Genomic DNA, 10,672 nt, shown 5'->3' with positions numbered 1-10,672 from the left:
TTCAACGCTATCCATTGCCTTTACACTGCAATTCTAGAGCCCCCCGGGTCTTGCGACCTTTTACACATAAATGCGCGGCCGTGTCTTTCTTAGCCTTCAATCCCATTCCGTCCGTGTTGCATTTTTATCAAAATGATCCGGACCTCGGCTGGTTGATACTCGCTTTCTAGTCCGAGGACAATCGGATATCCGGTGCAGGATTAGTAGGGGAATGATCCCGGCTTGCAGTTGCTGATTGATCGAAATTCTTGCAGGTCGTTCCCGACCTCCTGCAGCGACACTGGAACCAGTTTCCAAAAATAACAGCGATCTGTGCTTTTCGTCAGGCGGCCGCATTCAGCTGCCATGTAACTCTAGGTGCATGCACGGCCTGAAACATCAATATTTCCGGAGGACGGAAACTATATGATCGAGAACCGCCGGATGCAATGGGACCGTGAACTCGCAACCAAAATCATGAAATTGTACCCATCGTATATGCGCTCCAAGCGTTTGCAATCCAGGCAAAGTCACAAAGACCAGTTTATCGATATCCAGACTCGTAAAACATTGCATTTTGAAGCCGGTGATCGAGAGATCTGACAATATAGTTGGAAACAATTGGGAATTGGACTGTCGAACATAAATTTCTGACGTTACCGCCTCCCGGCCGTTCGACCGTCTGCTTTCTGGTAAAATCTCGTTGCTTCGATCGGGGTCGAAGTTAACGCGGGTCTTCATCGATCTATCCTCAGCCAGTTTGCTATGTGATATTAACGGTAAACACACCGGACGACTAAGGGCGCTGACACGATCCTGTGTTCTGTGGCGGTTGGTTTGCAGTGATATCAAGCATGATATGGAATTCGGAGAACGCCGGGACTGATCTGAGCAGAATTGCGCGCGAACTGCTATTTGCTAGCCTGGGGCAGCATTCGCGATGCCAATATGGCGTGCATTTTGGCTGGAAACCAAGAAAAATTCCTTAGTTTAATGCCCAAATTACCGTCTCTCTTCATATGCTGGTGAACCGGGTGATAGAATGAAAGCAGAACGGAACTTTGAATTCGGGGAAGAAGCCGCGCGGCAGTTTGCCCTGGAACGGTATGATATCCTGGATACGGCAGAGGAATATTGCTTCGACCATATTACCCAATCAGTAAAATTGGCGCTAGACGTTCCCATGGCCGCGATTTCGTTGATGGATGGAGAGCGGTTGTGGTTTAAATCAAAAATCGGCTTCGATGTGTCGGAAGTACCGCGATATACCGCATTTTGCAATTATACCATTGGCCAGAACAGCTCGACTGTAGTTGAAGATACGACCCGGGATCCGCGATTCAAAAATGGGACTTCGGTTCAATCTGTCTTGTCGTTGAAGAGCTATATTGGCGTGCCGCTGACGACACCGGACGGACATAATATCGGAACGCTTTGCGCGGGAGACATTGTTCCGAGACGGTTCGGGCACTCAAAGATAGAATTGATGGAACAACTCGCAGAACTGGTCATTCACGAACTGGAATTGCGTCAACAGTCTGAAAAGGACGGTTTGACCGGAGCTCTTACCCGTAGCGGGTTCTCCGCAGAGGTGCAGAAGGCAATCGCGTTGTACGATCGGCAAAAGATACTAAGCACGCTGATTCTGTTTGACGTCGACAGATATATAATGGCGACAGACCGATCCGATTGTCGATCCGGCAACAAGTTGTTGAGGGCGGTCATTCAGTCGCTGACAAAGCGGCTTCGACCGTCGGACTGTATCGGACGCATCGGCGGTACGCAATTTGCTATACTCCTCTCGGTTACGACCGGTTCGGAAGCAATGCTCGCATGCGAACAATTCCTGAAATCAATCGAAGGATTTGACGCCGGATCCATTCTGGACCTGAAATTCTCCCAGATATCTCCTAAAATCGGAATTTGCGATGACTGGATTGACCAGGCGAATTTAGATCATGGTCCTGAAAGCCGATCTGGCTGCAGCGATATTTATCTGAAATCCGGCCGGCGCTTTGATTCGTTCCGTTGATCCATTGGAGACCAATCGGCCAGACGGTCAGTCGCCTGTGCCGTCATTCATCCAAAACCACACAGATGTTCCGGAATCAGGAAAGCGACCGGGCCATCATTCCTGTTTGACGTGGGTCAGGGCGATGGTTGCCGTTAAGCTTGACATCAAGGCGTAAAAGATAGTTTAGTTGTGATTAAATACGGCGCATTGCAAATTGCTTTGACACCGAAATCCCGAGCAAAGGAACTGATCATGGCAACAGCGATCCAAACTGATGAATCAGCAATGGCTGTTGGCCCCGGTTTTTCAATTCCCGATCCCCATGATATAGAAAGCCTGCAAGGCAAGGTGTCCGATGTCGAATGGCAACTACGCTGCGATCTGGCAGCAACCTACCGGCTATGTGCGATGCACGCCTGGACCGACCTGGTATTCACCCATATTTCAGCAAGACTACCCGACGAAGACGGAGAGGAACGTTTCCTGATCAACCCCTATGGAGTGATGTTTGACGAGATGACCGCCTCGGCATTGGTCAAGATCGATCTGGACGGCAACATCAAGCAGGACACGCCTTATTTCATCAATCCCGCCGGTTTCACGATCCACAGCGCTGTGCACAGCGCTCGCGAGGATGCCGGATGCGTAATCCACGTGCATACACCATATGGCATTGCTGTGTCCGTGCAGAAGGCAGGGCTGAGGCGCTACACCCAGTTTTCGATGCAGGTCCACGATGACGTCGCCTATCACAATTATGAAGGCATTGCGCTTGATCTGGAAGAGCGGGACCGCCTGATCCATGATCTGGGAGAGAAAAGCCTGCTCATCTTGCGCAATCATGGCACACTAACTGTCGGTCCGAATTGTGCGATTGCCTTCTTGCGGATGTATTTTCTGGAGAATGCCTGCAAAACCCAGATATTGGCGCAATCGGTTGGCGGCGAAGACCATCTCCACGAAGAGAGTGCGGACATGGGGCATCGCGTCTACCAACAGGGTTCCGCCGCGTTCCAGAAGGGACTGGGAGACAATCTTATCTGGCCCGGCCTCATGCGAAAGTTACAGCGCACCAATCCAGGATGTGATCACTAGAGATCAAAAGGATGGCGGGATAGAATCTCGACGTTCTTGTTTTCGAAAACCGCGGATCCCAACTCCTGCTTTTTTTCCATCAGCAAAGCATCGCGTTCGCGGATAATTTCGATGATCGGATCATGAAAATGCTGGACGGCGGCTGTCAGCCAGTCGCTGACCAGCGGGTCACCAGGTGCTCCGGACATGTCAAAACTGCGCAGTCGCGACGCAATCGCTTCCGCCGGCATCATATATTCATAGGTTACCCAATAGTTGGTGGTGAACCAGCTGATCGGCATGCCGTCGAGGCCAAAGCTGAGCGCGCCAAAATGGACAACACCCTGAGTTTTTTTGCCATTGGGTAGTTTTGAGGGGGGCTGATAATAAGGTTCGACATCTTCAAACATGTCGAGTGGGAGGAACATGTGGAAGTGGCCATGTTCGCCTTCTTCGCGTTCTTCCGGCTTGTGTGCATGGTAGAACCAGCGCGACTTGTTGCCGGGCGCGACGCAATCCCCTTTCGGATAATGCTGATATTGAACGAAAGGGGCGTCTGCCGGTACCACTCTGGGTACTAGCGAGACGCCCTCTTTAGCTATCTGGCCGGTAAGCTCAAACAGCCTTTCCAATGCATTGTTCAATGCGGAATAAGCTGAGCTTACTCGGTAACTTCTTCAGCTGCAGCACAGGTGGCATCGCCAGCTGCACAAGCGGCGTCGCCAGCTGCATCTTCAGCCGCACATACAGCTTCACCAGCCGCACATGTTGCTTCTTCAGCCGCACATGTTGCTTCTTCAGCCGCACATTCCGCTACAACAGCAGCGTCGTCAGCCTGTTCTGCACATGCAGAAAGAGCTGGAACTGCAAGAGCAAGACCGCCAGCTACAGCGAGCATTTTGCGAAAATTGGTTTCGGTATTCATTTAATATATCCCCTTTGGATGAACTAGACTTTTCCCTTTATCTGCAAAGACACGGGCATGGCAAGCCAATTTCGTAAATATTCTATTAATCTGACGATTATCAGGTCGGCGGTCCATTTTTGGGACGGGCAATACGGTAAATATCTGTGCGGGGATGACCTGTCCGGGCGCTACCGTTCGACTCCCCGGATCTTCCCCCATTGGCGGGTGACCGTGTAGCCTAGGTAACCGGTTCCGAAGAGCGCATAGAGGGGCTCCGGTAAGCCGGCGAGATAAGCGTTCATACCTGAAGCTATATCGCGGGCTGCCTCGGGACGGAACGCGGCGACCAGCCCCATAGGTATTGACCAGAGCAGCAGAAAATACATCACATAGAGAAAACTGGGGCGTGCCCGACTCGTCCAGGGATCGACCGATTGGGCTTCTGCCAGGATGGCCGACATTTGCAGGCGAACTTCTTCCAACTCCTGACTGCCTTCCAGTTTTAGAAGCTCAAGCTTGGCCCGATCACGCGCTTGCTTGTCGGGAAGGATCTTGTCGATGATATTTGAAACGGGACCTATCAAGGTCGAGAGAATGGACATTTGATGATTTCCTTTCGCGTTTTCTAGGATTCAATGCTTGTCAAACTTGGGGCCGATAACGAGTTTTCGTGCTGTGCAGTCGAGAAAGACTCCCAATCGTTACGGCCTTTTTGACAGATTTAGAGGATGGTTCGGCCGAAACAGAATCTCTACGGAATGCTACCCATCAGATTTTCGACATCGGGCGCAATATTTGAGGGACGGGTCATTGGCATTCTCCTGAACTGTTGATCCAATATCTGACTATAACCTATTTGGTTATGTGTAGGAAAGGGTCTGAAAACTGGTAATCGGCTAGCTCAAACGTTCGTTCGACCAAGCATATTGCCCGCGATTTTACGTATGTTTACGGATTTGTCCGGTGTCGTCCGGGATCTAACTGGACTGCATTATTTGTATAAACACAAAGGACGAATCAAATGTCATTGCATATTGGCGACACGGCTCCGGATTTCACCACCGACAGCACGATCGGAAAGATAACATTTCACGAATGGGCTGGCGACAGCTGGGTGTTTTTTTTCAGCCATCCTGCCGATTTCACGCCGGTTTGCACTACGGAAATGGGCCGGACAGCGCAACTTGCTGACAAATTTGCCGCACGCAACACCAAGCCGCTCGGTCTGTCCACCGATACTGCCGAGGAACATCTGAAATGGATATCCGATGTAAATGAAACGCAGAATACCGATCTGCAATTTCCGATCGTCGCGGATGCTGATCACAAGATCGCCGTACTTTATGACATGATCCACCCCGAAGAGAGCGATACGGCGGCCGTACGCTCGGTGTTCATTATTGATCCCGAGAAAAAGATTCGATTGACGATGACCTATCCCATGAGTGTCGGACGCAATTTCGATGAGATTCTACGCGTGATTGACGCACTCCAACTGTCGGATGCGAAGCGCATCGCCACACCGGCAGACTGGCGTCCTGGCCAGAAGGTGATCATCCCGCCATCCATTGCCAATGATGAGGCGAAAAGACTCTTTCCCCAAGGATGGGATGAACTGCGCCCGTATCTTCGCCTGACCGAAATTGCATAGGTGTTATCAAAATGGAAGATTCCAACTTAACTGAAGTCAGGGAAGCGGTCGGCATATTTGACAGCGAAGAAGATCTGCAAGTTGCGATTGATGATCTTCTGAGCCATGGATTTGACCGGGCCGAGATTAGCGTGCTCGCGCAGGTATCTGCTGTGGAGAAAAAGCTCGGGCATCGCTTTCAATCTGTCGACGAAATCGGAGATGATAGAGAGATATTGACCAAGGCCTATATCCCCGTTGAAACAATTGGCGATGCCGAGGGCGCCGTTATCGGAAGCTTAATGTACATTGGCGCGTTTACCGGGATTTTACTGGTTGCATCGGGAGGTGCGCTGGCTGCCGCTTTGGCAGCTATAGCAATGGGCGGAGCTGGTACCGCAATTGGTGTCGCTTTGGCGCGCTTCATGGGCCAGCATCATGCCGACTATATCGCCGATCAACTGGATAAAGGCGGCTTGTTGCTGTGGGTGCGGACGTGGGACAAGAATGATGAGGAGAAAGCGGTAAAAGTGCTTTCCGCGCATTCAGGTCATGACGTGCACATCCACGGTTTCCCTGCATAACGGTTATGAGAACTACGCAATATTGCGTATCGCGCCGACAATTCCACTCGTCCAGACACTACCCATGACCTGGAAAACAATCCGCCTTGAACTGGCCCGAACCGCTGACCATCCCAATGGCTCGTCAGCCCATTCCTATGTTTTTCGCGTTCCTCTGGATGACGCGGGGCTCATCGAACCCAAGGAGCTGAAAAAGGCTGAGAAACGACCCGTCGTGCGTCGGTTTTGGCCAGGCGAAGCCGATCAGAGCGGCGTTGTGATCGTGTCTCCAAAAGGCTGGGCCTTTTCTTACAAAATCGGAGAAGATGACGATGAAGTCATTTTCCGGCTCAAGGATCATCCACTCAAGGTCGGTGAATATGTGACGATCACCGAGGCCGATGGCAGCGAGTTGCCGTTTCGCGTCATCAGTTGTCACGAGTAAAGGCAAATACAAGGATACGGGGAAGACATATGCTGAAAAAGATAAAGCTGGCGGGGTTCGCCTCGGTCGCAGCTCTGGCGGTGATCACGACAACCAGTCCCGCCGCTGCAGAGTGCGTTATCGGATCCGCTCCCCTGTTTGACCCGTTCGCATCCTATAAGGACCCAGGGGCAATCATCCACAAAGACAGTGGATTCATATTCCCGGCAACGATCGCGGGATTTCGCCGCCAGTGTGAAATGACTACCGATTTTAGCGGTAATAATTTCGAAATCAGATATCTGCGCGATTTTGAAGATCATGAAATCGAGATCAAAATCGCAATTATCCATCTGGAACAATTGAATTCCGCAGATCACTACGAGATCATAAAGCCCGACATGCTGTCCCAATATTCCAGTGCCAGCGTGATATCCGAAGGGGATTATTTCGTTTCCGGACGCCCCGACATCGCCGCCTATCAAGGCATTTTTGATGGGGATAAGGACAGTATTCCCTGGCATTTCAGCGTAACCGCACTGGATTATGGATATTGGGATGCACGGTTGATGGCTTCCTATCCTCAGGAAGTCGACGCTGCGGCGCAAGAGGCGATCATGGAATTGATCACCGCCTTCCAGTGGCAAACACCGATTAGCGCAGAGACAGCAGACGAAACGCCGTGAAACGCATTGCGGTTATCGACGGTCATCCCGATCCGAGCCCAAGCCGCTTTGGTCACGCCATCGCTGCCGCTTATGCCGAAGCTGCCCGCGCAGCGGGTCATGATGTGCGGGAGATACGGTTGGCTGGCCAGAATATTCCCATTCTTGAAAGCCGCAAGCAATGGCTCGAAGAGGACGTTCCTGCCTCCGTTAGGCCTGGGCAGGATGCGATCAAATGGGCGCAGCATATTATATTTTATTATCCGCTCTGGATGGGCGATATGCCCGCATTGCTCAAGGCGTTTATCGAGCAGGCTTTTCGCCCCAATTTCGCTCTCGATTATGGTGAAGAGGGTAGCGGGAAAATGCCGGAGAAACTGCTGCGCGGCCGCTCGGCGCGGCTCATTGTCAGCATGGGTATGCCAGCGCTTTTCTATCGCGCCTATTATGCCTCTCACAGCGTCCGCAGTTTCCGTCGAATTATATTGGAGCTGACCGGCATTGATCCGGTCACCACCTCTTTGATTGGCAATGTTGACCGCAGCGAAAAGCACCGCGAACGCTGGCTGAAAAAAATCGCGGCGCACGGTGCCGCTGGCGATTGATAGATCGGGCTCGCTATCCGTAACAATCCTTATACAGAGCATGGATTTAGCCGTGCTAATCTTCACCCGATGACTGTTCCCGAAGGGGGGATTGCGATCACAGGAGACAGTTTATGAAATCCGTGCTGCTATATATTGCCGATGATGCGGGTCTTGAGGCCAGACTTCAGGCGGCACTCGATTTGACCCGTTCGCTGGGCGGGCATCTCCACTGTCTGCGGGCAAATCCCTACAAGACGCAAATGGCCTTTGATGGCGTCACGGGCATGTCTGTGATGTATGATATCAGCAAAATGTCGCACGAACTGGACGAGGAATTGCAAAGCAAAATCGAGAAGCGACTGGCCGACGAAGATGTCTCATGGGACTATCGAATAGAAAATGCGGAACCTTCGCGCGGCCTGTCCAAAAACTCTGCGCTAGTCGATCTCATTGTCTTGAGTTCTGCCAGCGGCGAAAAGGATGCAGCGCTGCCGCTCGGCATATTGGGAGACGTTCTGTTTAACGCGACGGCTCCGATCGTGGTCCAGCCTGACAATGTCAAAAAATTTGATGCCTGTGGACCTGCCCTCGTCGCCTGGAACGGCAGCTTCGAGTCGGGCAATGCCCTGCGAGCCGCTGTGCCGTTGCTCAAAATGGCCAGCGACGTGCATATTCTGACGATCGAGGAGGACAAGGATCACGATCTGCCCCAACTCGCCGCTTCGGAATATCTCGCCTATCATGGCATCAAGTCCGAAATTCACAGCCCGCCAGCAGGCAAAGTTCGCGTGGATGACGCGCTTCTGTCCGAAGCCCAAAATGTCCATGCGGAATATCTGGTAATGGGGGCCTATGGACACAGCAGGGCGAGAGAGTTTTTGTTTGGCGGTGTTACCCGCAGCCTTTTCAAGAGCTCACCCATGCCATTGGTTGTATCCCACTGATTGACAGAGGCAGCAAGATTTCTGCATCGGATTTTCGTTTGGCCATGTCTATGTTTTGTGTAGGATAAGTTCAGTCAGCATGCGCGACAGGGCAGCCAAAGGATAGAAATAACAAGTGCGCGAAACAATCGCCTTTGACACGAAGCGACTGCCTTATCTGGATTCCATCCTGTCGAGCTTGTCATATTGTGCGGTGATTGTGGATCGCAACTTGCAGGCAATCTATTGCAACACGGCTGGTTTAAAGCTGCTAGACCTGCCCAGCATGACCGAGCTCCCCGAAGGTTCGCCGGAATCCTGCGTCGCTCCATCCGATCGGGCCCGTTTTCGGGCAGCCATGGTTCGTGCATTGGACGTGTCTCCCGAGAAACCGGTCGAGCCGATCGAGGTGCGGCTCGAATTCCCTCAACGGCCTGCGATACAAGCCGAGTGCAGCTGCGCTCCCCTGGTCAATCCGGAGGGCGGAATTGATGCGATCAAGGTTGCGTTTCGGGACATCACGCCGCTCAGGACGGCGGAGACCAATCTGGAACAGGCAGCCTCGATATTGAAATCCATTCTGGCTACTATACCCGATGCAATGATCGTGATTGACGAAAAGGGGTCGGTCACTTCGTTCAGTACGACCGCCGAAAAAATGTTCGGATATGGTCAAGATGAAGTCATCGGCCAGAACATCAAAATACTGATGCCGGACCCGGACAGAACAGCCCATGACGGCTATCTGCGTCGCTATCTGGACACAGGTGAAAAGCGGATTATCGGCATCGGGCGAACGGTCGTCGGATGCAAGAAAGACGGCACCACCTTTCCAATCCAATTGGAAGTCGGCGAAGCAAAAATTGGTGATGAGCGATATTTTACCGGCTTTATCGTCGATCTGACCGAGAAGAAACAGACAGAAGCGGAGCTGCAATCGCTGCAGGCGGATTTGGCGCACGCCTCGCGTCTTAGCGCGGTCGGGACATTGGCTTCAGCCCTCGCGCATGAAATCAACCAACCGCTGACCGCGATTGCCAATTATCTGTCGGCTGCGCGGGATATGATGGATGGCGACTTGACGGAGAATCGAGGATTTTTTCGCGAAGCGTTGCAGGAAAGCGTGAAGGAAAGCCTGCGGGCTGGCACCATAGTTCGCAGGCTGAGGGAATTTGTATCGCGGGGCGAGATCAACCGGCGGATATTGTCTATCGCGCAGGTGGTGGAAGACGCGACCGTCCTGGGGATGATTGGCGCGCAGGAAAAAGGGGTGCAATTCTCGATCGATATCGCGCCTGATACCAATCATGTATTTGTCGATCGGGTGCAAATCCAGCAGGTGATGGTCAATCTGATGCGCAACGCCATAGAGGCGATGGCCGATAGAGCTAAGAAAAAACTGCATATCGGGGTGTCTTCGATTGATGATCAGAAGGTGGAAATTGCCGTGTCCGACAGCGGCGCCGGGATTGACCCGGAACTGGGCGACCGGATTTTTGATCCGTTCGCCAGCACCAAGGGTGACGGCATGGGGCTGGGGCTTTCGATATGCCGGACGATCATAGAAGCGCACGGTGGCACGATCGGCGCGGAACCCAATCCAGAAGGTGGAACGATATTTCGGATAACGCTGGAGAAGGCGGAGCAGGAGCAAGATGATGACGAATGAGCGGCTGGTCTATGTGGTGGATGATGATGATTCCGTCAGGCGGTCCGCCGCATTCATGTTGCGCCACGCCGGATTCAAAGTGGAACCGGTGGAGTCAGGAGTTGCGTTTTTGAAGCTGGCCAAGGGTGCCGAACGGGGCTGTGTGCTGCTGGATGTGCGGATGCCGGAGATGGACGGCTTGCAGGTGCAGCAGCAGATGATCAGAGACGGGATCGATATGCCGGTGGTGATCCTGAC

14 protein-coding genes are annotated in these 10,672 nt (G+C 52.4%); 10 read left to right on the top strand and 4 right to left on the bottom strand.

What is annotated here, in order from left to right:
- Nucleotides 1-378 precede the first annotated feature (378 nt).
- Nucleotides 379-720 carry a PilZ domain-containing protein gene (locus tag WBM93_RS07985; protein WP_424430566.1) on the bottom strand — a complete coding sequence of 114 codons (342 nt, stop codon included), beginning with the start codon at nt 718-720 and terminating at the stop codon, nt 379-381.
- Nucleotides 721-1,021: 301 nt separating this feature from the next.
- On the opposite strand from WBM93_RS07985, the gene WBM93_RS07980 reads away from it, so the two are divergent.
- Both WBM93_RS07980 and WBM93_RS07975 read left to right on the top strand, forming a co-directional pair.
- Entirely contained in the window at nt 1,022-2,011 is a 990-nt protein-coding gene (locus WBM93_RS07980) for a sensor domain-containing diguanylate cyclase (protein WP_424430563.1), read from the top strand.
- A gap of 234 nt (nt 2,012-2,245) precedes the next feature.
- Nucleotides 2,246-3,088 (top strand): class II aldolase/adducin family protein, encoded by an 843-nt coding sequence (locus tag WBM93_RS07975; RefSeq protein WP_424430560.1) that lies wholly within the window; start codon nt 2,246-2,248, stop codon nt 3,086-3,088.
- Here the strand turns inward: WBM93_RS07975 and WBM93_RS07970 are convergent.
- The 3 genes from WBM93_RS07970 to WBM93_RS07960 form a co-directional block, all read right to left on the bottom strand.
- Nucleotides 3,085-3,711, bottom strand: a complete 627-nt coding sequence (locus tag WBM93_RS07970; RefSeq protein ID WP_424430557.1) for a DUF6969 family protein — start codon at nt 3,709-3,711, stop codon at nt 3,085-3,087. The two genes, WBM93_RS07975 and WBM93_RS07970, sit on opposite strands and share 4 nt — an antisense overlap.
- Before the next feature lie 17 nt (nt 3,712-3,728).
- Nucleotides 3,729-3,992 carry a hypothetical protein gene (locus WBM93_RS07965; protein ID WP_424430554.1) on the bottom strand — a complete coding sequence of 88 codons (264 nt, stop codon included), beginning with the start codon at nt 3,990-3,992 and terminating at the stop codon, nt 3,729-3,731.
- 170 nt (nt 3,993-4,162) lie between these two features.
- Nucleotides 4,163-4,576, bottom strand: a complete 414-nt coding sequence (locus tag WBM93_RS07960; protein WP_424430551.1) for a holin family protein — start codon at nt 4,574-4,576, stop codon at nt 4,163-4,165.
- Nucleotides 4,577-4,995: 419 nt separating this feature from the next.
- Here WBM93_RS07960 and WBM93_RS07955 point away from each other — a divergent pair, with 419 nt between their 5' ends.
- From WBM93_RS07955 to WBM93_RS07920, 8 genes are all read left to right on the top strand, one after another.
- Nucleotides 4,996-5,625 carry a peroxiredoxin gene (locus tag WBM93_RS07955; protein ID WP_424430548.1) on the top strand — a complete coding sequence of 210 codons (630 nt, stop codon included), beginning with the start codon at nt 4,996-4,998 and terminating at the stop codon, nt 5,623-5,625.
- A gap of 11 nt (nt 5,626-5,636) precedes the next feature.
- On the top strand, nt 5,637-6,188 hold the full coding sequence (locus tag WBM93_RS07950) for a hypothetical protein (RefSeq protein WP_424430545.1): 552 nt from the start codon (nt 5,637-5,639) through the stop codon (nt 6,186-6,188).
- A 64-nt stretch (nt 6,189-6,252) separates the two neighbouring features.
- A complete protein-coding gene (locus WBM93_RS07945; protein WP_424430543.1) occupies nt 6,253-6,612 on the top strand; it encodes a hypothetical protein in 360 nt (119 codons plus the stop codon).
- Between the two features lie 29 nt (nt 6,613-6,641).
- Nucleotides 6,642-7,277, top strand: a complete 636-nt coding sequence (locus WBM93_RS07940; protein WP_424430540.1) for a hypothetical protein — start codon at nt 6,642-6,644, stop codon at nt 7,275-7,277.
- A complete protein-coding gene (locus tag WBM93_RS07935; RefSeq protein ID WP_424430537.1) occupies nt 7,274-7,861 on the top strand; it encodes an NAD(P)H-dependent oxidoreductase in 588 nt (195 codons plus the stop codon). Before WBM93_RS07940 ends, WBM93_RS07935 begins: the two co-directional genes overlap by 4 nt.
- A gap of 113 nt (nt 7,862-7,974) precedes the next feature.
- The gene (locus WBM93_RS07930; RefSeq protein ID WP_424430534.1) at nt 7,975-8,787 is read left to right on the top strand and encodes a universal stress protein; all 813 of its coding nucleotides are present in this window, start codon (nt 7,975-7,977) and stop codon (nt 8,785-8,787) included.
- A 115-nt stretch (nt 8,788-8,902) separates the two neighbouring features.
- Nucleotides 8,903-10,435 carry a PAS domain S-box protein gene (locus tag WBM93_RS07925; protein WP_424430531.1) on the top strand — a complete coding sequence of 511 codons (1,533 nt, stop codon included), beginning with the start codon at nt 8,903-8,905 and terminating at the stop codon, nt 10,433-10,435.
- The coding region (locus WBM93_RS07920; protein ID WP_424430528.1) for a response regulator at nt 10,422-10,672 on the top strand (251 nt) is incomplete at its 3' end. The genes WBM93_RS07925 and WBM93_RS07920, both read left to right, overlap by 14 nt.

The sequence above is a fragment of the Parasphingorhabdus sp. genome, assembly GCF_049667325.1.
Taxonomy (GTDB): domain Bacteria; phylum Pseudomonadota; class Alphaproteobacteria; order Sphingomonadales; family Sphingomonadaceae; genus Parasphingorhabdus.
Note: the sequence above shows the minus strand (reverse complement) of the source record. Positions and strands in the feature narration are given on the sequence as shown.